The organism is Rhodococcus wratislaviensis (genome assembly GCF_041228765.1).
Taxonomy (GTDB): domain Bacteria; phylum Actinomycetota; class Actinomycetes; order Mycobacteriales; family Mycobacteriaceae; genus Rhodococcus_F; species Rhodococcus_F wratislaviensis.
Map to the genome: position 1 here is coordinate 4,970,043 of NZ_CP150488.1, position 25,814 is coordinate 4,995,856.

General features: G+C 67.1%; 34 protein-coding genes. 11 read left to right on the plus strand and 23 right to left on the minus strand.

The window, feature by feature from the left end:
- Window positions 1-324 precede the first annotated feature (324 nt).
- Both WKC72_RS22865 and WKC72_RS22870 read right to left on the minus strand, forming a co-directional pair.
- On the minus strand, window positions 325-768 hold the full coding sequence (locus tag WKC72_RS22865; protein WP_245973263.1) for an STAS domain-containing protein: 444 nt from the start codon (window positions 766-768) through the stop codon (window positions 325-327).
- 256 nt (window positions 769-1,024) lie between these two features.
- Complete coding sequence (locus WKC72_RS22870) at window positions 1,025-1,750, minus strand: GAF and ANTAR domain-containing protein (RefSeq protein WP_370179379.1); 726 nt, start codon at window positions 1,748-1,750, stop codon at window positions 1,025-1,027.
- A 210-nt stretch (window positions 1,751-1,960) separates the two neighbouring features.
- On the opposite strand from WKC72_RS22870, the gene WKC72_RS22875 reads away from it, so the two are divergent.
- Together WKC72_RS22875 and WKC72_RS22880 are read left to right on the plus strand one after the other, a co-directional pair.
- A complete protein-coding gene (locus WKC72_RS22875; RefSeq protein WP_370184458.1) occupies window positions 1,961-2,983 on the plus strand; it encodes an HNH endonuclease in 1,023 nt (340 codons plus the stop codon).
- 114 nt (window positions 2,984-3,097) lie between these two features.
- Window positions 3,098-4,813: a cutinase family protein gene (locus tag WKC72_RS22880; RefSeq protein WP_370179381.1), complete on the plus strand. Its 1,716-nt coding sequence runs from the start codon at window positions 3,098-3,100 to the stop codon at window positions 4,811-4,813.
- A gap of 7 nt (window positions 4,814-4,820) precedes the next feature.
- On the opposite strand, the gene WKC72_RS22885 is transcribed toward WKC72_RS22880, so the two are convergent.
- The 9 genes from WKC72_RS22885 to WKC72_RS22925 form a co-directional block, all read right to left on the minus strand.
- Window positions 4,821-5,402 carry a DinB family protein gene (locus tag WKC72_RS22885; RefSeq protein WP_128638584.1) on the minus strand — a complete coding sequence of 194 codons (582 nt, stop codon included), beginning with the start codon at window positions 5,400-5,402 and terminating at the stop codon, window positions 4,821-4,823.
- Entirely contained in the window at window positions 5,399-5,722 is a 324-nt protein-coding gene (locus WKC72_RS22890; RefSeq protein ID WP_037232223.1) for a hypothetical protein, read from the minus strand. The genes WKC72_RS22885 and WKC72_RS22890 overlap by 4 nt, the downstream gene beginning before the upstream one ends.
- Before the next feature lie 37 nt (window positions 5,723-5,759).
- Window positions 5,760-5,909, minus strand: coding sequence for a hypothetical protein (locus WKC72_RS22895; RefSeq protein WP_200887689.1), 150 nt, complete (start codon window positions 5,907-5,909; stop codon window positions 5,760-5,762).
- Between the two features lie 14 nt (window positions 5,910-5,923).
- Window positions 5,924-6,166: a DUF3618 domain-containing protein gene (locus tag WKC72_RS22900; RefSeq protein WP_037232224.1), complete on the minus strand. Its 243-nt coding sequence runs from the start codon at window positions 6,164-6,166 to the stop codon at window positions 5,924-5,926.
- A complete protein-coding gene (locus WKC72_RS22905; protein WP_370179386.1) occupies window positions 6,163-6,606 on the minus strand; it encodes a phage holin family protein in 444 nt (147 codons plus the stop codon). Before WKC72_RS22905 ends, WKC72_RS22900 begins: the two co-directional genes overlap by 4 nt.
- 76 nt (window positions 6,607-6,682) lie before the next feature.
- Complete coding sequence (locus WKC72_RS22910; protein ID WP_128638586.1) at window positions 6,683-7,228, minus strand: DUF6328 family protein; 546 nt, start codon at window positions 7,226-7,228, stop codon at window positions 6,683-6,685.
- A gap of 118 nt (window positions 7,229-7,346) precedes the next feature.
- Window positions 7,347-7,625: a GlsB/YeaQ/YmgE family stress response membrane protein gene (locus WKC72_RS22915; protein WP_037232227.1), complete on the minus strand. Its 279-nt coding sequence runs from the start codon at window positions 7,623-7,625 to the stop codon at window positions 7,347-7,349.
- Between the two features lie 100 nt (window positions 7,626-7,725).
- Entirely contained in the window at window positions 7,726-7,962 is a 237-nt protein-coding gene (locus WKC72_RS22920) for a hypothetical protein (RefSeq protein ID WP_005570747.1), read from the minus strand.
- 41 nt (window positions 7,963-8,003) lie between these two features.
- Entirely contained in the window at window positions 8,004-8,543 is a 540-nt protein-coding gene (locus WKC72_RS22925; RefSeq protein ID WP_037232228.1) for a Dps family protein, read from the minus strand.
- Between the two features lie 480 nt (window positions 8,544-9,023).
- Here WKC72_RS22925 and WKC72_RS22930 point away from each other — a divergent pair, with 480 nt between their 5' ends.
- The 3 genes from WKC72_RS22930 (at window position 9,024) to WKC72_RS22940 (ending at window position 10,650) form a co-directional block, all read left to right on the plus strand.
- A complete protein-coding gene (locus WKC72_RS22930; protein WP_370179390.1) occupies window positions 9,024-9,275 on the plus strand; it encodes a cold-shock protein in 252 nt (83 codons plus the stop codon).
- 146 nt (window positions 9,276-9,421) lie between these two features.
- Window positions 9,422-9,853: an ATP-binding protein gene (locus WKC72_RS22935; RefSeq protein ID WP_037232229.1), complete on the plus strand. Its 432-nt coding sequence runs from the start codon at window positions 9,422-9,424 to the stop codon at window positions 9,851-9,853.
- Window positions 9,853-10,650 carry a SigB/SigF/SigG family RNA polymerase sigma factor gene (locus WKC72_RS22940; protein ID WP_112298181.1) on the plus strand — a complete coding sequence of 266 codons (798 nt, stop codon included), beginning with the start codon at window positions 9,853-9,855 and terminating at the stop codon, window positions 10,648-10,650. Before WKC72_RS22935 ends, WKC72_RS22940 begins: the two co-directional genes overlap by 1 nt.
- Window positions 10,651-10,659: 9 nt before the next feature.
- On the opposite strand, the gene WKC72_RS22945 is transcribed toward WKC72_RS22940, so the two are convergent.
- Window positions 10,660-10,914 (minus strand): hypothetical protein, encoded by a 255-nt coding sequence (locus tag WKC72_RS22945; protein ID WP_370179393.1) that lies wholly within the window; start codon window positions 10,912-10,914, stop codon window positions 10,660-10,662.
- Window positions 10,915-11,017: 103 nt separating this feature from the next.
- Between WKC72_RS22945 and WKC72_RS22950 the strand changes: the two genes are divergently transcribed.
- Both WKC72_RS22950 and WKC72_RS22955 read left to right on the plus strand, forming a co-directional pair.
- Complete coding sequence (locus WKC72_RS22950) at window positions 11,018-12,160, plus strand: aromatic acid exporter family protein (protein ID WP_370179395.1); 1,143 nt, start codon at window positions 11,018-11,020, stop codon at window positions 12,158-12,160.
- Between the two features lie 85 nt (window positions 12,161-12,245).
- The gene (locus WKC72_RS22955; RefSeq protein ID WP_112298179.1) at window positions 12,246-13,016 is read left to right on the plus strand and encodes a GAF and ANTAR domain-containing protein; all 771 of its coding nucleotides are present in this window, start codon (window positions 12,246-12,248) and stop codon (window positions 13,014-13,016) included.
- 22 nt (window positions 13,017-13,038) lie between these two features.
- Here the strand turns inward: WKC72_RS22955 and WKC72_RS22960 are convergent, their stop codons facing one another.
- The 3 genes from WKC72_RS22960 to WKC72_RS22970 all read right to left on the minus strand — a co-directional run bounded on the left by WKC72_RS22960 (window position 13,039) and on the right by WKC72_RS22970 (window position 15,514).
- Window positions 13,039-14,478, minus strand: a complete 1,440-nt coding sequence (locus tag WKC72_RS22960) for a trehalose-6-phosphate synthase (RefSeq protein WP_112298178.1) — start codon at window positions 14,476-14,478, stop codon at window positions 13,039-13,041.
- Entirely contained in the window at window positions 14,475-14,930 is a 456-nt protein-coding gene (locus WKC72_RS22965; protein WP_112298177.1) for an STAS domain-containing protein, read from the minus strand. The genes WKC72_RS22960 and WKC72_RS22965 overlap by 4 nt, the downstream gene beginning before the upstream one ends.
- Window positions 14,931-15,298: 368 nt before the next feature.
- On the minus strand, window positions 15,299-15,514 hold the full coding sequence (locus tag WKC72_RS22970; protein ID WP_037232236.1) for a CDGSH iron-sulfur domain-containing protein: 216 nt from the start codon (window positions 15,512-15,514) through the stop codon (window positions 15,299-15,301).
- Window positions 15,515-15,538: 24 nt separating this feature from the next.
- Between WKC72_RS22970 and WKC72_RS22975 the strand changes: the two genes are divergently transcribed.
- Window positions 15,539-16,585, plus strand: coding sequence for an iron-containing redox enzyme family protein (locus WKC72_RS22975; RefSeq protein ID WP_370184461.1), 1,047 nt, complete (start codon window positions 15,539-15,541; stop codon window positions 16,583-16,585).
- A gap of 2 nt (window positions 16,586-16,587) precedes the next feature.
- Here the strand turns inward: WKC72_RS22975 and WKC72_RS22980 are convergent, their stop codons facing one another.
- The 3 genes from WKC72_RS22980 to WKC72_RS22990 all read right to left on the minus strand — a co-directional run bounded on the left by WKC72_RS22980 (window position 16,588) and on the right by WKC72_RS22990 (window position 19,697).
- A complete protein-coding gene (locus WKC72_RS22980; RefSeq protein WP_370179398.1) occupies window positions 16,588-17,973 on the minus strand; it encodes a wax ester/triacylglycerol synthase family O-acyltransferase in 1,386 nt (461 codons plus the stop codon).
- A 120-nt stretch (window positions 17,974-18,093) separates the two neighbouring features.
- Entirely contained in the window at window positions 18,094-19,260 is a 1,167-nt protein-coding gene (locus tag WKC72_RS22985; protein WP_112298174.1) for an AI-2E family transporter, read from the minus strand.
- Entirely contained in the window at window positions 19,257-19,697 is a 441-nt protein-coding gene (locus WKC72_RS22990) for a DUF6292 family protein (protein ID WP_128642103.1), read from the minus strand. The genes WKC72_RS22985 and WKC72_RS22990 overlap by 4 nt, the downstream gene beginning before the upstream one ends.
- Before the next feature lie 121 nt (window positions 19,698-19,818).
- On the opposite strand from WKC72_RS22990, the gene WKC72_RS22995 reads away from it, so the two are divergent.
- Entirely contained in the window at window positions 19,819-20,529 is a 711-nt protein-coding gene (locus WKC72_RS22995) for an enoyl-CoA hydratase/isomerase family protein (protein WP_037232239.1), read from the plus strand.
- 107 nt (window positions 20,530-20,636) lie between these two features.
- Window positions 20,637-21,071 carry a cupredoxin domain-containing protein gene (locus WKC72_RS23000; protein WP_128638592.1) on the plus strand — a complete coding sequence of 145 codons (435 nt, stop codon included), beginning with the start codon at window positions 20,637-20,639 and terminating at the stop codon, window positions 21,069-21,071.
- 5 nt (window positions 21,072-21,076) lie between these two features.
- On the opposite strand, the gene WKC72_RS23005 is transcribed toward WKC72_RS23000, so the two are convergent.
- From WKC72_RS23005 to WKC72_RS23025, 5 genes are read right to left on the minus strand one after another with little or no spacing between them, the layout of a single operon-like run.
- Window positions 21,077-21,529, minus strand: a complete 453-nt coding sequence (locus WKC72_RS23005) for a nitroreductase/quinone reductase family protein (protein WP_037232241.1) — start codon at window positions 21,527-21,529, stop codon at window positions 21,077-21,079.
- Between the two features lie 8 nt (window positions 21,530-21,537).
- Entirely contained in the window at window positions 21,538-21,942 is a 405-nt protein-coding gene (locus WKC72_RS23010) for a Rid family detoxifying hydrolase (RefSeq protein ID WP_370179403.1), read from the minus strand.
- 7 nt (window positions 21,943-21,949) lie between these two features.
- Entirely contained in the window at window positions 21,950-23,194 is a 1,245-nt protein-coding gene (locus WKC72_RS23015) for a MalY/PatB family protein (RefSeq protein ID WP_370179405.1), read from the minus strand.
- Window positions 23,191-23,691, minus strand: a complete 501-nt coding sequence (locus tag WKC72_RS23020) for a DinB family protein (protein WP_370179407.1) — start codon at window positions 23,689-23,691, stop codon at window positions 23,191-23,193. Before WKC72_RS23020 ends, WKC72_RS23015 begins: the two co-directional genes overlap by 4 nt.
- A gap of 10 nt (window positions 23,692-23,701) precedes the next feature.
- Entirely contained in the window at window positions 23,702-25,099 is a 1,398-nt protein-coding gene (locus tag WKC72_RS23025; protein ID WP_112298168.1) for an MFS transporter, read from the minus strand.
- Window positions 25,100-25,251: 152 nt separating this feature from the next.
- Between WKC72_RS23025 and WKC72_RS23030 the strand changes: the two genes are divergently transcribed.
- Complete coding sequence (locus tag WKC72_RS23030; protein WP_370179410.1) at window positions 25,252-25,812, plus strand: ABATE domain-containing protein; 561 nt, start codon at window positions 25,252-25,254, stop codon at window positions 25,810-25,812.
- The last annotated feature ends 2 nt before the right edge of the window (window positions 25,813-25,814 follow it).

Consider the following 25,814-nt stretch of genomic DNA (forward strand, 5'->3'; position numbering starts at 1 on the left):
GGACGACGAGCGCGAGTCGAAGGCAGTCCGAGCGGAGTAGTTTCCGGCGAAAGATGTCGGCGCCCACCGGGCCGATCCCGTCGAACTCGCAGGCGGGCAAGTCGGCGCAGGTCACCGCCGTACTCGTCGTGGACTCGATCCGCGCGCTCAGCAGCAGTGACATCATCAGCAGTTGGAAAAGGCGCGTCGGGGGTGTCCTTCAAGGTCACGTGCGACTCGGCCGCGTATGTTGGACCGGCCTTGGCGAGAAGCGCACGCGCGGTGTCCCCGACGTCTGCTTCGGATGCCCCCGATTCGGCCGCTTCCCGGTCATGCCGATGCCGATCAGCTGTGCGCGATTTTCCCCACCCTGTCGAAGGCGTCGCGAACCGTGAGGCACGTGGGGATCACCGCGTCGAGTCCGATAGCCTCGACAGGCCGGAGCACCGCTCGATTACCCGCCAGAACCCATGTAATGTGTTGCCGCCTAGCAGATTCCGCAAACTCGGACAGTATCGACAATCCAGAGGTTCCCACGAAGTCGACAGCAGTCATGTCGACGATGATGCGTGAGGAGGAGCCCCCGTCGGTCAGGTGCGCGAGGGCCAGCGCGAAGGAAGGGGCGGCGAGCACATCGATGTCTCCGGAGATTCGTCCCACAGTGGCGTCGGCGTCCGGCGCGAATTCGACGGCCACCCGCAGTCCACGGTCGAGCGTGTCCTGCGTGCGGTGCCCGGTCGGCCGTGCGGTGAGGGGAGTGACGTGGAACGACGTGCGTGATGGTTTCATGACCCTCCGATCGCGTGCAATCTGTGAGTGTCCGCGCGCTGCGGGTGGAAAGGAACGCAGCGGCACCAAGGCCGCAGTGGGAGTGCACACAATATTTGCCCACCGCGCACTGCTGCGGCCTTCGGACAATCTGCGGCTGTGTTCTCAACCACGCGCGATCAACATTACGTCTACACCAGATGGGCATCAACCGATTGCCACCGCCGATCGAACGTAGTCAGGCGCGGATGAGGTCCTGCCCGTGCGCCGTGTCGCGTCAGTCGAATTTCGAATTGTGATGCGCGATGACTTCGCGTGCGACACCAGTGAGTTTGATGTTCATGTCCTGCGACGTCTTGCGCAGCAGATCGAAGGCCCTACCTTCGGAGATGTCGTGGAACGCCATCAACAGTCCGATCGCTTTTCCGATCTCGCGGTTGCTGGCCAAGCCCTCGCGCAGCGTCTGGGCTTCCTGATGTTCGTGGAGCGCTGTCAGCGTCACCGCCGCGAACGCCGTGATCAGAATTGCCTGATCGATCGATTTGTCGGTGAATTCTCCGGGGTTGTCCGAGAACAGATTGAGTGCGCCGACCTTGCGTCCGCGGATCATGAGCCGGAAGCCGGCAGCGCCCCGGACCGGGGTTTCGGCAATAGCCCGACGGGCAAGGCGTGGCCACTGTGTCGAATGGGCGAGCTCGGCCTCGACCTGCGGTGCGTCGTTCTCGATCGCATCGAGGCAGGGCCCTTCCTGCTCGGCTCGTTCGAGCGAGTCGACCTGGGCTGCGATGTCGTCGCTCGCGGCCACGGTGACGTGCCGATCGTTTTCCTTGAGCATGAGGCTGGCGTGGGCACACCCGGGGACCAGTGTGGCGGCAGCATCACAGATGGCCTGGTAGACCTGAGCGAAGTCGTCGCCGTTGTAGACCATCTCGGCCAGCTTCGCGAAGACGGCACTGGGTCCGTCGCCTCCGGTACGCGTCGTCTCCGAAGGATCATTCGGCATCATTCGCCTCCCGAGGTGCACCAACGCGGCGTGAACCGGCGTCGCAAGTCTCGCGACGTCCGACCAATTCTGCCAGAACGGTAACGACCGCTGGTGAGCCGAGGGTCGCCGGCATCGAATGTGGGTCTTCTGTTCGGGTATTGCCACGGTTGCGGCAATGGCTATTGCTCGAACGTATATTCGAATGACCTTGGGGGAGTTGCGGCGGATCTGGCCGAGTTGCGTGTGTTCGCGGCACGGCTGCGAGAGGTTTCCGCCGACGGGGATACAGCGAGTATTCGTGCGGATCGGAGGGCTCGGGGGTTGCCGCGGGCGGACTGGGGCCGCGGGATTGCGTCGCAGATTGCGTTAGCGCGCAGGGAATCCCCGAACCGCGGCGGGCGGCATCTCGGTCTCGCGCAAGCGAAAGCGTTGGCGGTGGAACTCGACGCCGCGTCCGTGGTGCGGCGGCATCGTAAGGCAGTGTCGGAGCGTCGGGTGACGACGCGTCCGGCGCCGGATTCGATGGCCTGTCTGAGTGTGCTGATGCCGGTCGAGCAGGCGGTGTGTTTGCAGGACACGCTCGGCGGGGATGCGGACAGCCTGATCGCCACCGGGAACAGTGGAGGTCGCACCCGCAATCAGTTGATGGTGGACCTGTTGTTCGACCGCGGCACCGGAGCATCAGTGGCGTCGGGTGTGCCGGTGGCGGTGAACCTCGTGCTCTCGGACGAGACACTCCTGGCCGGTGGGCACGAGGCCGCGCAGTTGCAGGGGTTCGGACCGGTGTCGGCGGGGATCGTGCGGCGACTGGTAGCGGACGCGGTGGGGTCGGATGCCGAGGCCACCCTACGAAGGGTTTACGCCTGCCCTCGGTCGGGAGCCCTGACTGCGATGGAATCGCAGTCGCGCACATTCCCGAAAAGTCTCGCGACACTGATCGATCTGCGGGATCAGACGTGTAGATCTCCGTGGTGCGATGCGCCGATCCGCCATCATGACCACATCCGCTCACGCCGGAAGCGGGGGACAACCAGTGTACACAGCGGGTCCGGGCTGTGCGAGGCCTGCAACTACGCGAAGGAAGGCGACGGCTGGACCGCCCGCCCGGTACACAACCCCGGCGGCACCCATCTCCTCGATCTCGGCACCCCGACGGGCCACCATTACCGCTCGGCGGCGCCACCGCTGCCGGCCCCGGCACGGGAGTCGGAGGTCGAGTGCGTTCTGATCGCACAATTGCGTGCCTCCTGACGGCGTCTGCCGAGGCGGAGGTGTAACACCGTTGCTGCAATGTGCGACTTGTCTGTTAACGCGTTGACACCTACTCGGGTGTTCGACACGGGCTACGAGCGGATGGGGTAGACCATGGAACGTCGCGTTTCAGCACGCAAGGTCGCGCATCGACGAAGGATCGTAGGCAGTCTGGTCGCGCCCGGCGCGCTGGGACTGGCGGCGCTACTGGCTACACCGTGGTCTAACCCGGGTTCACCGGCCACGACGGCGACAGCGTTGACGGCGGCCGCCTCGGATGCGTGCTACGACATGGTCAGCATCGCCGTCGCAGGCCGCGGTGACACCCCACGCGAGGGAACCCGGATGCTCGTGGCGCCCGATGGCACGAGGCTTCCCGCGTCGTACTCCAGCGACTACAGCAGTCCCTGGATCGACGAGGTGGTGAATGCGCCGCAGCAATCCGTCGGCGGAGGGTCCTATGCTGCGGTCTACATCGAGTATCCGGCCAACATGAATTCGTACGAGGACGCCGTGAATGCCGGAGTCGACAACACCGAAACCGTCATGCGTTCGATTCACGCGTCGTGCCCGGACACGAAGTTCTCGATCGTCGGCTACAGCGAGGGCGCCGACGTGGCGCGGCGGGTTGCGATGGAGGTCGGAAACCAGGACGGCCAGGACGGCGCGTACGAGATTCTCGATCCCGCGTCCGTGGTCGGCGTCGTCATCCTGGCGGATGCCGGCCGCAACCTCGGGGGAGGACCATTTCCGGGCGCCGAGAACGAATTCCGCAATCCCGACGGCTTCGACCTTGCCTACCAGTCGGCGCAGTCGGGCACGTCCGGGCGGGGAGCATTGCCCGGCACGTCGGGCAGCTTCGGCGCACTGGACGGGAAGGTGGCCTCGTTCTGCTCGGAAGGCGACCTGACCTGCTCCGCACCCGAGAACATTGCGCTACTGCAGCTCGCGATCAACGTGGGACGGCAGTTGAACGTCGACTCGCTGCAGAAGGATGGACTGACCCCTGCGACGGGACAGGATCTCGCGGTGGTGCTCGGGCAGATCGCCCTCGCCGCATTCGCGGACATCCAGTCGCAAGACAATTGGATGCAGTCCGATGAGACGTTCCTCGACGTTCTGGTCAAGGTGTCGGATCCGGCGTACAAGCCCGATGCCGTTGCGGCGCAGTCTGACACGTCAGCTGGTCCGATCTCGTCGAATCAGGCGGTCGACCTGGTCTATCTGCCCGCGAAGGTGCGGAACGAGATCATCGGGTTCATCGCGGACAACCAGAACACGATCCAGGTGGCGATGAGCGACCCGTATCAGCAGACGCTGGGGGAGGGGACCGGCCATCACTTCGACTACTGGCGTGATGCGAACGCCGGCAGCGGAAAACCGCTGACCTCCGCCCAGTACGCTGCGGCCTGGTTGACGCACCTGGCGCAGGAAGCGGAGAAGGGCGAGGCGCGCGCGGCCGCAGCGGAACCGTCGACCGCGAAGCTCGCCGCCGCCTCGACGACGGAAACGGAAGCGACTCAGGTCGCTCCCACCACCACGGACAGCGCGAAGAAGGCTCAACTGGCGGGCAACACGGTCAGTGCGACCACGACAAGTTCGCCGGCACCCACGACGACGGTCGCGACGACTACCTCTTCACCGGAGCCCACGACAGCTGTGGAGGTGGCGGCGGAACCCACGACCCTGCCGTCGGCGCCGCAGGCCGTCTCGGAAGCATCGGTGGTGACCACCACCGCGGCGGAACCCTCTGCAACCACGGAATCGGAGTCGCCGACGACCACCACGCCGGTCGTCACCACGACGACGCCTCAGCCCGCGGCCGGGTGACGCCCGATCAGCCCTGGTCGGCTTCGCGTGCCGCACGCTCGAGGCGGGTCCGGTAGCTCTCCCACCACGTCCGGTCTTCTGCGGGCAAGTTGGTGTTGTCGGCCCGCAGTCCGACGGCCCCGTCCACGAGTTCGCGGACGATGTCCGCGTGCCCCGCGTGCCGATGGGTTTCGGCGAGCACGTGCACGAGAATCCGGTGCAGGGTGACGTCGCGGCGGTCACCGGGCCAGTGCGGTACCCGGCCGGGCGCGTCGAGCGGCAGCGCCCGGATGGTGTCGTCCGCGTGCGCCCACGCTGTGCGGTACTGCCCGACGATGTACTCGCGTGACTCGTCGGCGGTCGCCCACATGTCCACGTTGTCTTCGGCGTCGTCGGTCACCCACGGCGGGAATTCGACGGATCGGCCGAAGGTAGCACCGAAATAGCCGATCTCGACGCCCGTCAGATGTTTGACCAGCCCCAGCAGGTTCGTACCCGTCGGTGTCACCGGTCGACGGATGTCGTATTCGGACAGCCCGTCAAGCTTCCACAGCAGAGCGTCGCGGGCGGTTTGGAGGTAGTGGTGGAGGTCCACCTTCGGATCCGTCAATGCCCTTCCTGATCGGTCAGTTCCTTGCCTTCGAGGGCCTTGACGCGCCGCCGTTCGAGGAGCACGAGAGCTGTGCCGAGGGCGAGGCACAGGACGCAGGCGATACCACCGATCAGCGCCCAGCCTTCGAATCCGTAGCCGGCCGCGACCAGCGTCAATCCGAGCACGGCGATTCCGGCGGCGATCAGGATGTATCCCGGCCAGTTCCGGCTGTCGGTGATCGCCTCACCGGCGTGATTGCGCATGGTGTGGGCGTCGTCCTGCGGGTGGTGCTCGGAGTCCAACTCGCGGCTGGGGCCATTGTCCGGCTGATACGTCACTGCATACTCCTGTGCTCGAGCGGTGATCCGAGTGTCATCAGTCGGTCTCGGTCTCGGTCTCGGCGGAGTCCTCCGCCAACTCGGGTGCGTTCTCTCTCGTGGCCATGCCGCCGTCCTTGCCGTGATCGGTGGGACCGGGACGGCCACCTTTGGGCTCGTCGGCGTCTCCGTGAGTGTCTTTGGTCATGATCGGTCTCTCCTTCAGTGGCTGCGCCGACGACGTTGTCGCACGACGAAGTAGGCGGCGACGAATGCGGAGACGAGTCCGGCGGCCACGGCACCGCGGGGTTGCTGCCGGACCTTGTCGAGTTCGTGGCGCGCGCCGGCTTTCGCGCGTGCGGGTACGTCGACTTTGCGCTGCAGCGCATCCACTGTGGATGCGAGTGCGGCACGCTGTTCGGCGACGGAAGGTTCCGGCTGTGGCTGTGGCTGTGGCTCGGTCATCGAAGCCCTTCCTTGACGGTGTCGACGTCGGCGCGAACACTGTTCGCCGTCCGCTCGGGTACGGGGGGCAGAGCGTTCTTGGCGCGGCGGGCTCCGACCGCCGCCACGACACTGCCCACGGCGAGCAGCACGGCGGCCACGATCAGTGCGGCCAGCCACGGATTTAGTGCCGTCGCCAGTCCCAGAATTGCGGTGGCGACGAGGGCCCCGAATCCGTACAGCATGAGCAGCACGCCCGCTCCGGAGACGCCTGCTCCGATCCCGAAGCGCGTTCCCCTGTCTTTCACTTCGGTGAGGGCGTGGGTCACCTCGGTCCGTACGAGTCCCGATACCTGATCGGTGAGTCGTTCGACGAGTTGGACAGTCGACAGCTCGTCGAGATCGTGTGCTGCGCCGGGCCGTTGGGCCGGCGGGGCATCGGCGCGATGGATATCGGTCATGTCCGTGCTCCTTCCTCGTCTGCGCTCCGCCTACCCGGGAGCGTTCCGGGCGAAACAGGATGCTCTGCCGTCCGGCTCATCGATCGGCGGATTCGCTGGCGGCGTCCCCTTTGTTGTGGGTCGAGCGATGTCGCGATTGCAGGATCGCAGCGAAGCCCCAGAGTCCACAGAACATCGCCAGGGCCACCGCGGCGGCGACAGCTCCGGCAGTGGGCGAGATGACGAAGCTGAAGATCAACGCCACCACACCGATCAGCGCCAGCGCGAGGGTGGCGATGCCGCATATCGCGAGTCGATGCGACGCGGAGACGAGATCCGGCAGCGCGTGCCGGCGGAAGAGCATGCGGTGCAGGCCGGCGGGGGCCACCAGGAGCATGGTCGACGTCACCGACAGCGCGACGGTCGCCAGGTAGATGGCAACCTCGCTGTCCGTGAGGTCCTCGAATCGTTGTTGGAACGGCAATGTCAACAGGAAGCCGGTGAGTAACTGCACGCCCGTCTGTACGACACGCAGTTCCTGGAGAAGGCCGTTCCAGTTCCGGTCGAGCCGTTGAGTCTCGGTCTCGTGCCGGGCGCGGAAGTTCCAGTTCGCATCGTCCCGAGCCGGTCCTCGAGTGTCCATCCCTCACGAGTACCCCATTGCCGGCCCGAGGGCACCATTTCGCGTGGAATACGGGGAGAGCGACGGAACCGGGCCTGCCCATCGTGGGATGGACAGGCCCGGCTCCGTGGTGCAGGGGTTAGCGTCGACCGGCCGTGCTTCGCCCGGTCACGAGCTTGACCAGGAACAGGAGTATCACCGCGCCGAGGAGGCAGGTGAAGAAGCTGAACCAGAGACCGCCGCCTTCGACGTCGGTGCCGAAGAGGCTGAGGATGAAGCCGCCGAGAAGGCCGCCGACGATTCCGACGACGATGTTGAGAATGATTCCCATCTGAGCGTCGGTCTTCATGATCTTGCTGCCGATCCATCCGGCGAGGCCGCCGATGATGATCCAGCCCAGAATTCCCAGTCCTAGCACGTATCAGTCCTTTCGAGGGAGAGTGGTTGCCGGCGATGGCCGATTCCACTCGGAGAAGAGACGCTCGGTGCGGGCCGGTCGTGATCCGGCCCGCACCGTCTCACTGTTCGGCGCGCTGGCGGGCTTCCTGCGCTTCGGCCTTGCCTCGGGCCTTCTCCGCTTCGGCTTCCTTTGCGGCGGCCTCGCGTTGAGCGGCGGCTTTGTCCTGCTGCGCCTTGCCCTCGCGGGTGAGATCGTCCTGACCGGACACCGCACCCGCGGCTTCCTTCGCTTTACCCTTGACGTCTTCGACGACGCCCTTGACGGCCTCTGCCGGACCGCTGTTGTTCTCAGCCATGTTCGTCACCTTTCGGTTGTGGACGGGAGATCGGACAGTGCTCACCGCGCTTGCGCGGCGGCCTGCTTCTCGGAGTGCGCGCCGTCGTTGGAGAGGCTGCCGCCGGAGTTCTCGAGGTGGGCGCGGACGAACCACTGGAACTTCTCGAGTTCGCCGGTCTGGCCGATGAGAAGGTCCTCGGTGATCGGGTCCAGGTCGCCCGTCTCGGAGATCGCCTTGCGGTTGTCCTCGACGACACCGCTGTAGACGAGGTCGAGGGCGCCGAGGTGCGCCTGCGCCGTGTCGCGCTTCACCGAGTAGTCGTCCCAGGTGCGGTCGCGGGCGATCGCGGCCGGGGTGCCGTCGGGCGACTTCCCCAGCGCGGCGATGCGTTCGGCGACGGCGTCCGCGTAGCCACGCACCAGCTCGACCTGCGGGTCGATCATCTCGTGCACGCCGATGAAATTCGGACCCACCACATTCCAGTGAATGTGCTTGAGCGTCAGATGCAGATCGTTGTATGCGCTGAGCCGCTTCTGAAGTATGTCGGCGACTCGCGCTCCCTGATCGTCGGAAAGACCTGGCACGGTGAACTTCGACATTCTGGTCCTCTCTTTCGCTACTACCTGCCGACGGACTTCGAGGCGGTAGGTGCCCGCCTCGGTTGCCGGGCGGAGACTGGGCGCCGGATGAACTCACCGCGTACCCGTGGTGAGAAGTCCCGAATCACCGGACCCTGCCTCGCCGCAACCTGCGTTCGTGTCGAACAACGTTCTTGACTTGATTGCTGAAGTTCCGACAACTCGACCGTACTACAAAATCTATGGCGAGCAAATCAGATCTTCTGCGGTCTCTGACGCGGATGCGCTGGGGTGGGCAGATCTCGATTGTGCAAACGCTCCGCCCGAATCGCCCCGCGCCCGAACGAGAGGCACTAGTTTCGGTCTGATTCGACCAGGGGGTCGACCGTGCGCACGCGGAGGAGGAGCAATGCTCAACGTGGCTCTACTTGTGATTCTGCTCGTCGCGAGCCTGTGGGGCGGCGCAGCCCTCCACAGCCTGGCCGATCGAAGGGCGGCACGATGAGCGCCGGGCACACGCTGCCGGCCCGGCAGTCGACGGCACTGCGCACGGGCACGGGCACGGTGCGATGGTTCAACGCCGAGCAGGGTTTCGGTTTCCTCGCCCCGGCGGACGGATCCGACGACATCTTCGTGCACGTCTCCGAAATCGCCGGAGACGGTCACCGCATTCTCGAGGAAGGGCAGCGCGTCAGCTTCGCCGTCTGCCGCACCGAGACCGGCAACCAGGCGCGCGACGTCCGGGTCGTCTGAGCCCACCGAATCGAGATCGTCGAACCCGCAAGTCGGGACGCATTCGGGCGCACGCACGCCTTTCGTTCGCCGCCGGGTTGAGGGTCGCGGCAGCTGGGTACGCTGCCGAGAGTCGCAGAAACCGACGACACAGACGTGGAGTGCAGATGGCCGAGGTCGACGAGGTTAGACGAATGAAAACGAGATCCGGTGTGCCCGTGGAGCTTCGTGTGGCGGCGGAGTTCGAACAGTTGCCTGTGGTGCGCGCCGTCGCGGAAACTCTCGCCGTTCTGGGAGACTTCACGCTCGACGACGTGGCCGATATCAAACTTGCCGTGGACGAGGTGTGTTCGGAACTGATCGCGGCGACGCCGGGAAGTGCCGAACTGACGTGTTCGTTCGCCGTCACGGAGACGGGGTTGCACGTGACGATCAGTGCCCCCCTCACCCGAGGCGGAGTGCCCAACCGGGAGAGCTTCGGCTGGCACGTGCTCGAGACGTTGATGAATGGGGTTTCGGTATCGGAGGGACCCGTCGGCAACGGGTCCGTCGAACGGACCGTGGCGGTGGAACTGGTCAAATACCGGGGCACCATCTAGTGTCACCGGTTTCGGAACGCAGCGAACGGCACCGTCCCGGCAGAGACGACTACAAGGACGTAGCGCCCACGGTTGCGCGCCTGCGAGCCTTGGACGAGTCGTCGGGGGAGGCGTCCGCGCTGCGCGACGAAGTCATCACACGTTGCCTTCCGCTCGCCGACCACATCGCCCGCCGATTCGGTGGGCGCGGCGAGGCGCACGAGGATCTGCTGCAGGTCGCCCGGCTCGGGCTGGTCAAGGCCGTCGACCGCTTCGATCCGGACCGCGGCTTCGACTTCGTGTCGTATGCGGTGCCCACGATCATGGGGGAGGTTCGTCGGTATTTCCGCGACACCGGCTGGTCGATGCGGGTGCCGCGGCGCATGCAGGAACTCCACGCATTGATCACCAAGGCCGTCGACGAGCTGTCGCAGGAACTGGGACGGTCGCCCTCGGCCAGTGAGATCGCCGCAGAACTCGAACTCGACGTCCGGGAAGTGTCCGAGGGCCTGCTCGCGAAGAACGCCTACCAAACCTTGTCGATGGATGCGGCCATGGGTGATGATCCCGACGACCTGCCACTCGCCGAGACTCTCGGCGAGGAGGATCCGGAGCTTGCGAACGTGGAAAGTCACGCTGCTGTGCGGCCGGCGCTGGAGAAACTTCCGCCGCTCGAACGCCGCGTGCTGATGTTGCGGTTCTTCGGATCGATGACCCAGACGGAAATCGCCCAGCGCGTGGGCGTCTCGCAGATGCAGGTCTCGCGGATTCTGGCGCGCACCCTCTCCGGACTGCGGGAGCAGCTGGGCGGCGGCTGATCGCCCGGGTCAGCCACCCAAACCGGAGACGGTCGATTCGAGCGACGCGGCGTGGAACTCGAGATCGCTCTGCGAGCAGTCGCGGTCTTTCGGGAGCTGCTCGCGCAATTCGTTCCGGGTCACGATGACCAGGGACTGATGCTCGTCGCCCAGTTCACCCGAATCGACGATGGTGGGGGTGCCGCTCTGCAGGATCAAGGCGGGGTCCGGCAGTGGCGAATCGAGGAGTGTCTGCAGGTGGGTTGCGGTTACGTGGGTGTTCATAGTGCCCGGCATACCCGGACGTGCCGGGTTCGAACCGCATCGGTTGACGGTGCGGTGAGCCGGGCACACGGCACTCGTCGCCGCACGAAGGGAGAGAGGACTGTTGCACGTCACCGCGCTCCGACGCCTGTGCTCGTGGGCGGGGGACGGTCAGCGAAACACGGTGGTGGTGCAGTCGGCGAAGGCTGCGACAGCTGCCGTACTCGCGTGGATTCTGGCCGAGCGCCTTCTCGGACTGCCGCAACCGTTCCTCGCGCCCTACGCGGCTGTGTTCATGATCGAGGTCACGGTGTCGCGAACACTGCGGGTGGCCGGTGAGCAACTCGCGGCGGTCTCGCTCGGGGTGATGCTGGCCGCGGTGGTCGGAATCCTGTTCGATTCGGTCACCGTCGGTGTCGGTGTGGCGGTGCTGACAGGTCTCCTACTCGGCCGTTGGCACCGATTCGGTTCCAGCGGGGTGTGGGTGGCGGTCACCGCGCTGCTGATGGTGACGTACGGCGATTCCGATCAGCCGGCGATGCTCGGCGACCGCATCCTGGCGATCGCCCTCGGTGCCGGAACCGGGGTGGCCGTGAATGCGTTGCTGTTGCCTCCGCTGTACCTGCGGCGGTCGGAGCGCGCGCTGACCGGGCTGGGGTCGACCGCCACTGCGCTGTTGTGCGACGTCGCCCGGGAATTGCGAGAACCGGGAACCGGTGGACAGCCCGGTCGTTGGGTCGAACGGTCGGCGGACGTGCGGGTACAACTGGACGACGCCGTGGACGCCGTGGCCTGGACGGAAGAGAGCGCGCGCGCCAACGTGCGACGTGCCGCCGGTCCGGTCGCCGCCGGAACGACATGGGGACGGGCGGTCGTGGCGCTGTCCGAGGGCTGGCCCCAGTGCACGGAGATCGTCCGCGCCACCTCGCTGGCGCTGGCACCGCAACCTCCGTTCGGCCCTCTCGAACCGGAGATCCGTGAGAGTGCGGCCGCATTCGTGGAGGCACTGGCAGACGTGGTCCGGGCCGAATTCGCCTTCGCCGACAGTCGCGACGCTCATGTCGCCGCCTGCCGGAGGGCGGAGGAACGGCTCCGCAACCTCGAGGATGCTGTGTCCTCCCACACCGGTCTGACCCGGGGTTCGTCGATGAGCGCCGGAAGCATCCTCCGGCCGTCCGCGGCGGCGCTGAGTTTGCTGACCGGGGAATCTCCCGCCTCGCCGTCCGGGACGGGATCGGTGGACGAAGACGGTTCCGGGGTCGAGTAAAGTCTTCTCGACGGTAGAGACAACTGCTGCGTTCGTTCAGTGGGTGTCCTGTCGGTTACACCCGGAATTTGAGGTGTATCCGAGAATGGCCGAGACTGTGGGTGAGCGCCCTGGGTCGATGTCCCCCGATCTCGACAGCGCGACGATCGCGGCCCAATTGGGCTCCTTGGCAACCGCGTTGGACGAGTTCAACCGCAATTCCGGTTCGCAGGTGGAGATGAGCCTGCTGCTCCAGCGGGTCTGCGATCAGGTGGTGGACGCGATCGCCGACGCCGACATGGCCGGGATATCGCTGCTGCGCGACGGGCAGGTTGAGACCGTCGCGTACACGGACGAGGCGGTCCGTGAGATCGACATTCAGAACTTCCAGGCCATCGACGGCGACTACTTCGGTGTCGCCGGAACGCGGAAGGTCGTCAAGGCCCGGCTCGGGGAGGCCGCGGCCCGCTGGCCGTCGGTCGCGGACAATCTCGACCAGGCCGGTATGCGCAGCTTCCTGTCCGCGCCGCTCGCCGTCGACGAGGCCCTCGCCGGCACCCTCAACATCTACGGGCAGGGGGATCACGGTTTCAGCGAACTCGACGCCGTGGTGCTGCTCGTCTACACCACCGCGATCGAGGGTCTGCTGAGAAGCGCCCGTAGCGTGGAGTTGGCCAGGAATGAGGTCTCGGGTCTCACGCGGGCCATGAAGTCCCGTGCGGTCATCGAACAGGCCAAGGGGATCGTGATGGCACTGCGGGGCGTGCCCGCGGACCAGGCGTTCGAGATCCTCGTCGCGCAGTCGCAGCAGGAGCACATCAAGTTGGCGGAGGTGGCGCGCCGCATCGTCGAATCGGTGACGACGAATCCCGAGTGAACCCAGGTCCGGGACCGTGTGATCAGTCCACGACCGGAGACAGCGCGCCGAGGAAGGACTGCGCCCAGCGGTGCACGTCGTGGTCGAGCACCTGACGGTGCAGCCGCGACATGCGTCGCCGTCCCTGCTCCCGCTCCGGGTCGAGCGCGGCCATGATCGTGTTCTTCACTCCGTCGAGGTCGTGCGGGTTCACCAGGTAGGCGCCCCGGAGTTCGGCGGCGGCACCGGCGAACTCGCTGAGCACCAGCGCACCACCCAGATCCGCTCGGCAGGCGACGTATTCCTTCGCGACGAGGTTCATCCCGTCCCGCATCGGGGTGACCAGCATGACGTCGGCGGCCAGGAACAGCGCGATCAGCTCGCTGCGATCGACCGGCTGATAGAGGTAGTGCACGACCGGCCGGCCGATCTGACCGTGATCACCGTTGATGTGGCTGACCTGCTCCTCGATGGAACTGCGCATCTTCATGTAGTGCTCGACGCGTTCCCGGCTCGGGGTGGCGAGCTGCACCATCACGGTGTCGGACGGGTCCAGGCGGCCCTCGTCGAGGAGTTCGCCGAGCGCCGAGAGCCGCAGGTCGATGCCCTTCGTGTAGTCGAGTCGGTCGACTCCGAGGAGGATCTTCCGGGGGTTCCCGAGCTCGCGGCGGATCTCGGCGGCCCGTTCGACGATGGCGGGATCGGTGGCCTGTTCGACCAGTTGCCGCGAGTCGACGGAAATCGGAAACGCACCGACCCGCACGACCCGGTCGTCGAGTGTCACCCTGCCGAGCGCGCTGCGTACGCCGACGCCTGCGGTGGTGGTGTCGAGTCCCAGCAGCCTGCGCGCCAGGAACAGGAAATTGTTGGCGCCGCCGGGCAGGTGGAAGCCGATGAGGTCGGCGCCGAGCAGCCCCTCCACGATCTCCTTGCGCCACGGCAACTGCATGAACAGTTCCACGGGCGGGAAGGGGATGTGGAGGAAGAACCCGATGGTCAGGTCGGGGCGCATCTCCCGCAGCAGACGGGGCACCAGCTGCAGCTGATAGTCCTGCACCCACACGGTTGCGCCCTCGGCCGCGGTGCGCGCCGTCTCCTCGGCGAAGTGGCGATTCACGTCCAGGTACGAGTGCCACCAGTCCCGGTCGAAGACCGGTGCCACCAGCACGTCGTGGTACAGCGGCCACAGCGTCGCGTTCGAGAATCCTTCGTAGTACCGCGACACCTCGTCCGAGCTCAGCTCCACCGGGTACAGGTCGATGCCGCCGGAGACGATCGGTTCGACCTTCGCGTCGGGCACACCGGGCCAACCCACCCAGGAACCGCGCTCCCGGTCGTGAAGGATCGGCTCCAGGGCTGTGACCAGGCCCCCGGGGCTGCGCTTCCAGCGTGTCGTCCCGTCGTCGAGTGTCTCCATGTCCACGGGCAGCCGGTTGGCGACCACCACGAAGTCGGACGTGCCGTGCGGAACAATGTCCTTCACGCCGAGCGCCCACCCTGGTGAATTCCTTCGGCGACCAGCCGGAAGGCGTCCTCGAGGTCGGCACGGAAGGGGATCTGTGCAGCCATGTTCATTGCCGTCAACGGTCTGCGGAGAGCGTTGTTGCCGGTCACCGCCCACGGCACGGTGAGCCTGCGTGCGCGGGCGGCCATGGTGTCGAGTACCGGCAGGGCAGCCGCGCAGAAGAACTGCACGTCCGTCAGGTCGAGCACGAACGGAAGCCGCTCGTTGATCGCCTCGTCGAGGTGATTCCCGAAGGTGTGAAGTGTGGTGACGTCGATGTCACCGGAGATCCGGACGACGAGGATCCCGCCGACTCCGGGCGCACTGACGACGGAGAGCCGCCCGTGCTCGGGCTCGACGGCCCAGCTGAACAGCGTCGAATTGTCGGCTGGGTCGTAGCGTGTCGGCAGCGCACTGAGAACAGATTTCATGTCGTTTCCTCACGGTCGAGCGACGTAGGAGACAGGCACGAAAGAAGGCGCGTGAACCGTGCCCGTCCATTGCGGCTGGGGGCTCAACCGTGCAGGACTCTGACGTTACCCCATCGTGTCAACGGCGGTGGCGCGGTTTCTCGCCGCAAACCGCGGCCGAGACCATACTGTCGGCGTTTCCGGTTGCCCCACTGCGCTTCTCGCCGTCGCAACCGGCGGCACAGCGGGGGTCCGGCGTAGCTTCTCCGCGGATTGGGTAATCGGTAGGCATGGAAATCATTGCCATCGTGATCCTTGTCGGCGTCGTGACGTTCGTGATCGCGCGCCGCCGTGCGCAGAATCGGAAGTGGAACTGATGGGGGACGGTCCTACGGGCGCCGCCGCTTCTTGTGCGAAGAGTCGCAGAAGGGGGCGATGCTCGTCCGACCGCACCGGCACAGCGCCACGGTGGCCCGATCGTTGCCGATCGAGTTACCTTCGGAGTCGAGGATCCGCGCGGCACCACGCACCAGGAGTGGACCATCGGGGCAGACCGTGATCGTGACGTCGGATTCGTCGGCCCCGGCACTGGGAATGGAGTTCATATGACTACCTTGCACTCTCGGTCGATGTCGGACACGGTGGCGCAATCGGGAACGTCCATGCCCTTTCCGCAGCCGCGCGGTCCCGTCAGCGATCTCCTGTTCTCCATTCTGCGCGCAGAGGGCGCCGATGCCGAACCGTTCGTGGCGGCGGCATGCTCGCTCGCCTCGTCGGCGCGCGACAGTCCGCGGGCGTTCCTCTTCGACGAGGACGCGCAGATCTGCCTGACCGCTCTCTACGAACTGCACCTGCAGGGGATCACCGGTGTCGGCGACGAGTGGGAGTGGAACAGCGACCTGATCGCCGCCCGGTCGGCGCTCGAGGTTCCGTTCGACGCCGCGATCCGTGACGTGGCGGACGCGCCGACCGGCGCCGACGACGTGGTGGCGGCGCTGTGGGCGATGACCGCCCCCAGCACGGCGCCGGGGTTGTCCGGTCACATGGCTCACGATGCGGATCTCATCCAGTTCCGTGAACTGCTGATCCACCGTTCCCTGAACCAGTTGCGTGAGGCCGACGTGCACACGCTCGGCATTCCGCGGCTCGCGGGCGCTCCGAAAGCGGCGCTGGTGGAGGTGCAGTCCGACGAGTACGGCGGCGGCAGGCCCGAGCGGATGCATTCGGCGCTGTTCGCCACCACGATGCGCGAACTCGGGCTGTCCGACGACTACGCGCACTACATCGACGCGGTGCCCGCCGTGACGCTGGCGTCCCTGAACGCGCTGTCCCTGTTCGGTCTGCACCGCAGCCGTGTCGGCGCGCTGGTGGGGCACCTGTGCGCGGTGGAGACCACGTCCGCGTTGCCGAGCAAGAAATACGCCGCCGGACTGCGCCGACTCGGATTCGGGAAGGCGGCCACCCTATTCTTCGACGAGCACGTGGAGGCCGACTCCGTGCACGAACAGATCGTCTGCCGCGACCTCGCCGGCGGACTGGTCGCGGCACGGCCCGCAGTGGCTGACGACATCTTGCTCGGGGCCGCGGCCTGCCTCGCGTTCGACGACCTCGTCGGCGACCACGTCGCACAATGCTGGGAGGAGAATCGCACGTCGCTGCGGCAGCCGGCCGGGTAGGGTCAGGTGCCGGACGCGGCGACCGCGTTCTCGAGATCGCTGAGCGACGTCTCCAGATGCGTGATGATCCGCTGAAGATGCGGGACGGCGTGCCGATCGCCCACCACGCCGACGTCGAGCTGACCGGATCGGCTGGTGAGGGTGATGCTGAGCGCCTGCCCGCCGAGGACCGTCGGCGCCGGATACACGGCGTCGAGGCGGGCGCCGTTCCAGTACCGCGGCCTCGACGGGCCCGGCATGTACGAGATCATCACGTTGAACGGCGGGGGAGTGTCGTCGACGAACCGGCGGACCGGCTCGAGCAGGATCGGGCTGATCGCCAGCGCGCTCATCAGCTGGAACTGGGTGTGGCTCAACGCGCCGAACACACGGTTGGTGTGCTCGACCGATTCGCTGATGCGGGCGAGGCGTGCCGCCGGATCCGCTTCGTCGGTGGCCAGGCCGACGACCATCGCGCCGACGCCGTGATCGCGGCCACGCGGTCCGATCATCGTGCCGCCGAGGTCGAGGGGCACGGGCAGCATCGCCGTCAACGGCGCCTCGGGCAGCGCGTACTGCTCCAGGAGATACCGGCGCAGGGCCCCCGAACACATCGCGAGCACCACCGCGTTGATCGTGGTGCGGGCCGCGGTGGCCACCGACACCAGGCGCCGGATCGGCCACGACCGTGCCGCCAGTTTCCGGGCCCGGCCGACCGGAACGTTGAGCATCGTGGGCGGTGACTGCAGGGGAAGCGTCAGGTGCTGCTCGCGGACGCCGTCGTAGGCGACCTTCGCGAGCGCGGGCAACACCCCGACGATGCTGGTGGCGGCCCGCACCCCGGCCCGGACCACGGCGACGGGCAACACGGATTCCCGCCGCGACGTGCCGGTGACCCCGGGCGTCCACGGTGCGGGGCAGTCGCGGGCGTCGGGGTCGGTGGACAGGGCGTGGTGGAGGAGCCGCAGCCCGGCCGGTCCGTCCATCAGCGACAGGTGAATCTTCGAGAACACCGCCGTCCGTCCGTCGGCGAGCCCCTCGATGACGTGCATCTCCCACATCGGATGCTGCGGATCGAGCGGCATGCCGTGCATCTGGGACACCAGCGACAGCAGGTCCTCCATGCGGCCCCGGCCCGGGACCGCCGTGTGCCGGACGTGGTAGCCGAGATCGATGCGGTCGTCGAACGACCACCAGGGGTAACTGGCGCCGCGAAGCGGGCGTACGGCGCGCCGGCGGAACGTGTCCGACGCACCCTCGTGCGAGATCAGCGCCTCGAACATGGCCCGGGCATGATCGGGCCCCGACTCGCGCGGCGGTTCGAACAGTTCGAGCGCACCCACGTGCATAGGATGCGACGGCGTCTCGAACAGCACGAACATCGCCTCGGTGGGACTCATCACCGACATCCAGCGCCTCTTTCTCATGCTCGGGACACGGCCCCGAGCATGCCCCGGCGCATCCCACGTCTCCAGGGTAAGCAGAACACGGAAACTTCTTCCGCAAGGCCGTTTTCGTGCCCCGTCTGCTCAGCCGCGGTCGAGCTGCGGAAACACCGTCTCGCGGGCGAGGAGCAGAACGGCGGCCGCGACGGGTATCGCGAGCAGCGCCCCGACGATCCCCAGCAGTGCGCCGCCGATGAGGACGGCGACGACGGTGACCATCGGGGGCACCTTGACGGTTCGGCCGATGATGCGGGGAACGAGCAGATAGTCCTCGACCAGGCGGAGGGCGATGAAGAAGACGATGGTCGCCAGTGACACGGGCAGGGACACGGTGAGGGCGACCAGTGCCACCACGACACCGGCGAGGGTGGATCCGACCACCGGAATCAGATCCAGCACGGCGACCAGGACGGCCAGCAGCAGCGGGTAGGGGACGTCGAAGGCCACCAGCCACACGAACGTGAGGACGGCGGTGATCAGCGAGATCAGGAGGTTCCCGAGCACGTATCCGCCGACCTTCGCGAAGATTTCGTCGCCGATCAGAATCGTGCGTGGTCGCCGCGAGTTCGGGGCCAGGCGATACAGGGACGACCGGATGTGCGCGAAGTCGGCCAGGAAGTACGCGGTGAGCACGACCACGATCACCGTGCCGCTGATGGCGCTGAACACGATCTTGCCCGCACCCACGAGCCCGCCGACGACCATCGGCGCGTTGCCCGCATCGAGTGCCCGGCGCAGTTCGTCCTGCAGATGGAAGCGGGTGCTGAGTTCCCCGAGAACCGGGTAGCGCTGCTCGAGGTGTCCCAGGTAGTCCGGGGCGTTGTGCACGAGTGCGCCGCCCTGCGTCACCATCGGTGGGATCGCCGCGGCCAGGAACCCGGCCAGCACGGCGAACGCGAGAACGAAAACCGTTGCGACGGCAGCCCATCGGGGGAATCCGTGCCGTACCAACCAGGACACGGCGGGTTCGAGGCCGATCGCGAGGAATGCGGCGACGACGATGAGGACCAGCACCCCGCGGGCCGCGAGAACGACCTCGATCAGGGCGTACGTGACGGCGACACCGGCGGCCCCGGCCATCCCGATGAAGAACGGGGACCGGCGATCGAACCGCGGTCCGGGCTTCCCGAGCGGATGCGCCGCCGTGCTGATCCGCGCCGCGCCCTCCTCCGCGGCGATGATCGGCTGCTCCTCCGCGGGGGAATGCGGTTGGGCCACGTTGTCGTCGTGACCCCCGGCGCCACTGGTCACGGCCGCCTGACGACTCTGTCCCGCCGCCCGCTGCCGGCGGTGTCCCGACCGATGCGGGGGCACCGATCCGCGGTGGTCGACGCGGCGACCTGCGCGCCCGGCAACGCCGGTGTCGAACGGCAATAGTCGTCGATCAGCTCCACCGCACGTTCCGCGCACACGGCGGGCGACGGCATCCGCCCGACACCGAGGCCGTCGATGACGATGACACTGCGGCGGCCCAGCCCTTCGACGCCGAGCGACCAGCCGAAGGTCCGGTTCCACGCCAGCACCGCGTTGCGCCCTGGCAGATAGTGCAACCGGAGCGGCAGGACGAGGACGGCTTCGATGCCGTCGGTGTCCCACCAGTCGATGGAATCGGCGTGAACGCTCCTGGCCACCGTGTGGATGTAGTCCCGAACGGTGCGGGTGTCGGCAATGCCTGTCCCACTCTTCATCGTCCACCGCCTCAGCTGTTTGACGATCGACATACCCGGCCCCACGACAGTTGAAACTTCACCCACCGACGTGGGTGTGCTCGAGGGGCGCGAGATGCCCGTCTCCGGGTAGCCTCGCCGCATGCCTTACGTGGAACGCTCGGGAGATGTGTTCGTCCTGTACTTCGGCGAGGAGGGGGAACCCGACAGCGAGAACGCCTTCCACCCGGATTGGATCGACAACGTCGACGGCCTCCTCGATCAGATCGAGCGGCACGACGGCCCCGCCGCACTGGTGACGACGGGACCGGGAAAGTTCTACTCCACCGGCCTCGACACCGCCTGGGTGGTCGCCAACACCGACAAGCTGAACTCCTACATCGACCGTGTGCAGGCCCTCTTCGCACGGATCCTCACCTTTCCCCTGCCCACCGTGGCCGCGCTGACCGGGCACACCTTCGGCGGCGGCGCCATCCTCGCGGCGGCCCACGATCACCGGGTGATGCGCGAGGACCGCGGCTACTTCTGCCTGCCGGGCATCACCATCGGGGCGAGTTACGCTCCGGGCAGCATCGCGCTGCTCGCGGCCCGCCTGCCCGCGCGGGCCGTGCACACCGCCCTGGTGACCGGCCGCCGGTACGGTGGCGTCGCGGCGAGCGAACTCGGGTTCGTCGACGAGGTCGCTCCCGAGCAGCAAGTGCTCGCCAGGGCCGTCGCACACGCGCAGGGACTCGTCGCGACGCGCGGACGCACGCTCGGTGAGATCAAGTCCTCCCTCTACGCGGACGCCGTCGCCTCTCTCCGCACCCCGGTGGCGAACCTCGAGTCGCAGGAAGCGCTGAACGGCGGCTGACGAGTCGCCGGGCGCGGCGAGGGGTGTCTGCCGCGAAAACGGGTACTACTCCCGCGAGGAGCGGGGCGTCGGGCATCCGTTCCCACCGTCATCCGGAGGCGACCACCATGAAACGCGTTCTGACACTTGTCCTGCCGATCCTGCTGGCCGTCTTCGCGCTGGCCGCGTGCGGAAGCGACGGTGACGACTCGTCCGGTTCGGCGGAATCGGAGCACGGCGACCATCCCATGTCCGGCATGCCGTCGATGTCCATGTCGATGCCGATGTCCATGCCTGCGGGAGCGGGTCAACCGGGCGGGCAGGAGATCGTGATCTCCGATTTCAAGTACACCCTGCCCGGCACGTTCGCGCCGGGCGAAGAGGTCACCGTCCGCAACGACGACACCGCCGAACACACCGTGACCGCAGACACCGGCGACCTGTTCGACGTGGAGATCGAACCGGGTGCGACCGCGACGTTCACCGTCCCCGGCCAACCGGGCACCTTCGCGTTCCACTGCACCTATCACCCGAACATGGTGGGCACCCTCGAGGTTCGGTGACCCCGTCACTCGAGCGGTTCGATGCGGAAGACCTCGCACCGGTCCGCGGCGGCCGCGAACGCCTCCGGGGAGGAGTTCGCGACCGTCCCGGCCTTGAGGAACATGGTGACCCCGTGCGGCACCCGGGCCGGGAACTCGCGGAGGATCCGGCCCCGCTCCGACACCGGCAGGGCGACCAGTCGGACGCGCTCGCGACGACGCCCCCGAGCCAGCTCACCACGCCCGGCTGCCCGGGCGTTCTTCGCCCAATCCGATTCGGCGTATCCCGCGACGACGTATCGCCGGCCGTCCACCTCGTACGGTGAGACGGGGGTCGACCGGAGCGCACCCGTCTTCCGGCCGGGGACGGTGAGCGCCGGCATCGGCATCGGAACGCCCAGGCGATGCAGGCCCACGATCACCTTGTTGACGTGGGCGAGATACCAGGGCGGCAGCACTCGTCCGGTCCGGCGCACCATGTCCTCGACTATTCCGAACTCGGCGCTCTCGTGGCAACCACCTCGATCTCCACGAGGGCATCCGGGTGCGGGAGTGCGCGCACGGCGATGCAGGAGCGGGCGGGTTTGGTGCCGGTGAAGGTGTCGGCGTAGACGGCATTGACGGCGGCGACATCCTCCATCGACGTGAGGAAGATCGTCGCTTTGACGACGTGCTCGAGGGAACTGCCTGCCGCCGCGAGCACCGCGGCCACGTTCGCGAAGACCTGCCGTGTCTGGGCTCCGGGATCGTTCGGTCCGACGAGCACACCCGATTCGGCGATCAGGGGCAGCTGTCCGCTGCAGAACACCAGGTCGCCGATCCGGATGCCCTGGTTGTAGAGATGCGCCGCGGACGGCGCGTGGGTGGTGGCAATGGCGGTGGTCACGTGCATCGGTCCTTTACGTCAGAGTGCAGGGGTCGAGTTCGGTCAACGGCGCGGCGGGGTCCGTGTGCCCGCCGGTGAGCGCGACGGTGATGCCGGAGAGGACCCGGTCGAGCAGGGTCTCCGAGGTGGCGAAGTTGATTCGGATGAATCGGCCACCGGTCTTCCCGAAGGGTGTACCGCCGTCGACGAGCACGCGGCCGGCGCGGCGGATGCGGTCGATCGGATCGTCCACCGGCAGGGCCGAGACGTTCACCCAGCTGAGGTACGTGGCCTCGGGCAGGTGGTGCCGGGCCTCGGGCAGCGCCCGGGTCAGGACGTCGTGGACCCGTGTGCGATTGCGGTCGAGGACGCGGATGAGGCTGTCCTGCCACGCCTGCCCGTGCTGCCATGCGGCGAGGGAGCCGACGACCCCGAGAACCGACACCGCGCCGTAGAGGTCGGGGGGTTCGTTGTCCCGGACCGCCAACAGGTCCGTGGGGCCGTAGTGCAGCACCGCGCAGCGCAGACCGGCAAGGTTGAAGGCCTTCCCGGCGGACGTGACCGTCACGGTCCGGGATGCGGCGTCGTCGCTGATCGACGCGAACGGGATGTGCCGGTGCGGTTCGTAGATCAATTCGGCGTGGATCTCGTCGCTGATCACCAGCAGGCCGTACCGTTCGGCGAGTTCGGCGATGCGCTCGAGTTCGCCGCGCGTGTGCACTCGACCCGTCGGGTTGTGCGGATTGACGAGGACGAGCACCTTGGGACGATTCTGCGCGAGGGTCCGCTCGAACTCGTCGAAGTCGAGTACCCACCCGTTCTCGGTGTCGACGAAGGGGAATTCGACGGTGCGCCGCCCCATCGTTTCGATCGTCGCCAGGAACGGTGGGTAGTTCGGGGTCTGAATGACCACCGCATCCCCGGGGCGGGTGCCGAGGCGAAGGATCAGCTGGAGCGCCTGGATCAGATCGGTCTGCTCCCGCACGTCGGCGGGGTCGACCTGCCAGCCGTAGCGGTCGGACATCCGCCGGGCGAACTCGGCACGCAGGGGACTGCCGCCCAACCAGTTCGGGTAGCCGAGGTCGCCGCGGTCGATGACGTCCTTCAGCGCGTCGCGGATCTCCGGGGCGACGGGAAAGTCCATGTCGGCGACCCACGACGGCAGTGCCCCGGCCTCGACGGCGCGCGCCCATTTCACCCCGGTGCGCCGGGACAGCGCACCGAGGTCGAGGTCGTCGAATCCCGGGTACCGGGGGTGGGGTGTCGTCGAGGTGGTCACAGTGCTGCTTCCATCGGGATGGTCGACAGGGCGTCGCGGGAAACCTCGACCTGTCCGTGATGTTGGGCGAGCTCCTCGAGAACGTGGAGGAGAACCCCGTTCGGGGTCAATTGGCGGCTCGGCCCCTCGTAGTCGGCCGGTGGGGTATTCGTCAGCGGCGCACCGGGGTCGAATCCGTCGAGGTCCTTCTGCAGCCTCGACCGCAGTGCGGCGACCGTGCGGGTGAGATCGGCGATGGTTCCCCGGGCGGTGAACTCCGACTCACGGTCACGGTTGCTCTCGCGGCCACCGATCAGGTGTCCGATCCAGTAGTCGGCGACCTCGGTGCAGTGGTAGGTGATGGCCCAGGGGGAGTTCGCGCCGTCGAAGGGTGCTGCCTGATTGGCGCGCTCGTCGCCGAGTTCGCCGAGCACGGCGAGCATGCCGTCGAAGGCGCGGTCGAGGAAGTACAGGTATTCGTCGGTGTTCACGGGATTCGCTTTCGTCGTGGTGTACATGCGGTGCGGGTCAGTGGATCTGTTCGAGGACAGCGTCTTTCGTCTCGGGAAGGCGGGTGAGCACGATCAGCGCACCGATCGCGAACAGGACCGCGCTGGTGGAGAAGACCAGTCCGGTGCCGCCGAAGCCGAGCAGGAAGGGGACCGCGATGGGGCCGAAGACCGAACCCAGCCGGCCCAGTGCGGTGGCGGAGCCGACCCCCGCGCCGCGACTGCGGGTGGGGAACAGTTCCGGGGTGTAGGCGAAGATCGAGGAGAACATGCCGAAGAAGAAGAACTGCAGGAACGATCCGGCGAGGATCAGCTCGAACGTGCCCGAACTCTGGCCGTAGAAGAAGGCGGCGATACCGGAGCCGATGGTGTAGCCGGCCAGGCAGTAGCGCCGTCCGAGCCGCTCGATCAGGTATGCGGCCGAGAGGAATCCGGGGATTCCCCACAGGGCCATGACGAGGACGAACCCGATGCTCTTGGCGACGTCGAGGCCGTTGTCGGTCAGGAGCTTGCCGATCCAGGTCGTCAGCCCGTAGTAGCCGGTCATCAGGCAAAACCACACCGCCCATACCGTCAGGGTGCGCGCTTTGTGCGCGGGAAGGAAGAGTGCGCGGAAGCCGCCCCGTTCGGTGTCCTCACCGTGCGTGCCGCGCACGGGCTCGGGTTCGGGCAGCGGCCGGCCGGTCGCCTCGCGGACGGCGCTTTCGATGGACGACAGGGTGCGTTCCGCTGCGGCCGTGTGCCCCCGGGAGACCTGCCACCGGGGTGACTCCGGCAGGTTGCGGCGAATGATCAGTGCGACCACGGCCAGGGCCGCCTGCATGAGAAAGAATCCGCGCCAACCGAAGGTGGACGCGACCAGGAGGTAGGAGACGGCGCCGGCCGTGATGAATCCGATCGGCCAGGCGCCTTCGAGCAGGGCGGCGTAGCGCCCGCGCTTCGACGAGGGCATGAATTCGGCGAGGATTGCCGCGGCCACCGGGAACTCCGCTCCCATACCGACGCCGAGCAGGAATCGGAAGGTGAGCAGGGCCTCGAAGTTCCACGACAGGGCGAGTCCGATGCTTGCCAGGCCCCAGGCGACGATGCTGTATTTGAAGACCCGTTGACGGCCGAATCGGTCGGCGATGGCCCCGGCTCCGATGGCGCCGAAGAACATTCCGGCGAAGCTTGCGCTGCCGAGCACTCCTGTCTGTGCTGCGGTGAGCGCGAAGTGGTGGCTGATCGGCGACAGTAGGAATGTCATGGCGCCCAGGTCGATCGAGTCGAAGAACCAGGCGGTGGCAATCACCAGGAAGAGGTTTCGCTGGACACGACACCAGGGCAGTCGTTCCATCCGGCCGGCGATGGTGGCGGTGGTCAGGGGCGGCGAGGCGGGCCCTCGTGTCGGCGCTGGGACGCGCGCGTCGTCGTACATGGAATCCGGGCTCCTTTGGTGAGAACGCTGTGTGAATGAGTCCCGTCGCTGCCACCGAGACGAACTGACGGCGGTGTCGTCACCACCCTAGGGGGTGACGGGAATCATGGAAGAAGTTTGAACTCGTTCGCGTCACCTGTCAAGATGGTGACGTGACCGAGTTCGTGTATGTGAGTGGACGGCATTGCCTGGACTTCGCCGGCACCATCCTGTGGCGCCGCACCCTGCGCACCGAGCTACTCGAGAATCCGGACGACCTGCGCCGGTGGGTGGCGGGGGCGAACCTCTGCGACGAGATGGACCCGCCGTCCGCCGACAGCGTCCACGACGCACAGCACCTCCGGGAGGCGATCTACAGCGCCGTCGGTGCCGCGCTGACCGGCAGCAGCCACCTCGCGACGGAAGCGGAGGTCAGCCTCCTCAACACCACCGCCGCAGGCCCGCTGCCCACCCTCACCCTCACCCGCGACGGCGACACCACCAGCACCGGCTCACCCGGCAACGCCCTGAGCCTCCTCGCCCGGGACACCATCGATCTGATCGGCTCCCCGGAGATGGCGAAGGTGAAGGAGTGCTCGAACCCGGACTGCACCCGGCTGTTCATCGATCTCTCCCGCGGCTTCTCGCGCCGCTGGTGCGGAATGGCGGAGTGCGGCAACCGGATCAAAGCCGCAGACTACCGCCGCCGCAAGAAACTGCAGAGCATCGACTGATA

Excerpts from the sequence above, each read along its gene's own strand:
- WKC72_RS22865 (WP_245973263.1), bottom strand. The coding sequence starts at position 768 with ATGAAACCATCACGCACGTCGTTCCACGTCACTCCCCTCACCGCACGG.
- WKC72_RS22870 (WP_370179379.1), bottom strand. The coding sequence starts at position 1,750 with ATGCCGAATGATCCTTCGGAGACGACGCGTACCGGAGGCGACGGACCC.
- WKC72_RS22880 (WP_370179381.1), top strand. The coding sequence starts at position 3,098 with ATGGAACGTCGCGTTTCAGCACGCAAGGTCGCGCATCGACGAAGGATC.
- WKC72_RS22895 (WP_200887689.1), bottom strand. The coding sequence starts at position 5,909 with ATGACCAAAGACACTCACGGAGACGCCGACGAGCCCAAAGGTGGCCGT.
- WKC72_RS22900 (WP_037232224.1), bottom strand. The coding sequence starts at position 6,166 with ATGACCGAGCCACAGCCACAGCCACAGCCGGAACCTTCCGTCGCCGAA.
- WKC72_RS22905 (WP_370179386.1), bottom strand. The coding sequence starts at position 6,606 with ATGACCGATATCCATCGCGCCGATGCCCCGCCGGCCCAACGGCCCGGC.
- WKC72_RS22910 (WP_128638586.1), bottom strand. The coding sequence starts at position 7,228 with ATGGACACTCGAGGACCGGCTCGGGACGATGCGAACTGGAACTTCCGC.
- WKC72_RS22920 (WP_005570747.1), bottom strand. The coding sequence starts at position 7,962 with ATGGCTGAGAACAACAGCGGTCCGGCAGAGGCCGTCAAGGGCGTCGTC.
- WKC72_RS22925 (WP_037232228.1), bottom strand. The coding sequence starts at position 8,543 with ATGTCGAAGTTCACCGTGCCAGGTCTTTCCGACGATCAGGGAGCGCGA.
- WKC72_RS22930 (WP_370179390.1), top strand. The coding sequence starts at position 9,024 with ATGAGCGCCGGGCACACGCTGCCGGCCCGGCAGTCGACGGCACTGCGC.
- WKC72_RS22935 (WP_037232229.1), top strand. The coding sequence starts at position 9,422 with ATGGCCGAGGTCGACGAGGTTAGACGAATGAAAACGAGATCCGGTGTG.
- WKC72_RS22945 (WP_370179393.1), bottom strand. The coding sequence starts at position 10,914 with ATGAACACCCACGTAACCGCAACCCACCTGCAGACACTCCTCGATTCG.
- WKC72_RS22955 (WP_112298179.1), top strand. The coding sequence starts at position 12,246 with ATGGCCGAGACTGTGGGTGAGCGCCCTGGGTCGATGTCCCCCGATCTC.
- WKC72_RS22965 (WP_112298177.1), bottom strand. The coding sequence starts at position 14,930 with ATGAAATCTGTTCTCAGTGCGCTGCCGACACGCTACGACCCAGCCGAC.
- WKC72_RS22970 (WP_037232236.1), bottom strand. The coding sequence starts at position 15,514 with ATGAACTCCATTCCCAGTGCCGGGGCCGACGAATCCGACGTCACGATC.
- WKC72_RS22975 (WP_370184461.1), top strand. The coding sequence starts at position 15,539 with ATGTCGGACACGGTGGCGCAATCGGGAACGTCCATGCCCTTTCCGCAG.
- WKC72_RS22980 (WP_370179398.1), bottom strand. The coding sequence starts at position 17,973 with ATGTCGGTGATGAGTCCCACCGAGGCGATGTTCGTGCTGTTCGAGACG.
- WKC72_RS22990 (WP_128642103.1), bottom strand. The coding sequence starts at position 19,697 with ATGAAGAGTGGGACAGGCATTGCCGACACCCGCACCGTTCGGGACTAC.
- WKC72_RS22995 (WP_037232239.1), top strand. The coding sequence starts at position 19,819 with ATGCCTTACGTGGAACGCTCGGGAGATGTGTTCGTCCTGTACTTCGGC.
- WKC72_RS23000 (WP_128638592.1), top strand. The coding sequence starts at position 20,637 with ATGAAACGCGTTCTGACACTTGTCCTGCCGATCCTGCTGGCCGTCTTC.
- WKC72_RS23005 (WP_037232241.1), bottom strand. The coding sequence starts at position 21,529 with ATGGTGCGCCGGACCGGACGAGTGCTGCCGCCCTGGTATCTCGCCCAC.
- WKC72_RS23010 (WP_370179403.1), bottom strand. The coding sequence starts at position 21,942 with ATGCACGTGACCACCGCCATTGCCACCACCCACGCGCCGTCCGCGGCG.
- WKC72_RS23020 (WP_370179407.1), bottom strand. The coding sequence starts at position 23,691 with ATGTACACCACGACGAAAGCGAATCCCGTGAACACCGACGAATACCTG.
- WKC72_RS23025 (WP_112298168.1), bottom strand. The coding sequence starts at position 25,099 with ATGTACGACGACGCGCGCGTCCCAGCGCCGACACGAGGGCCCGCCTCG.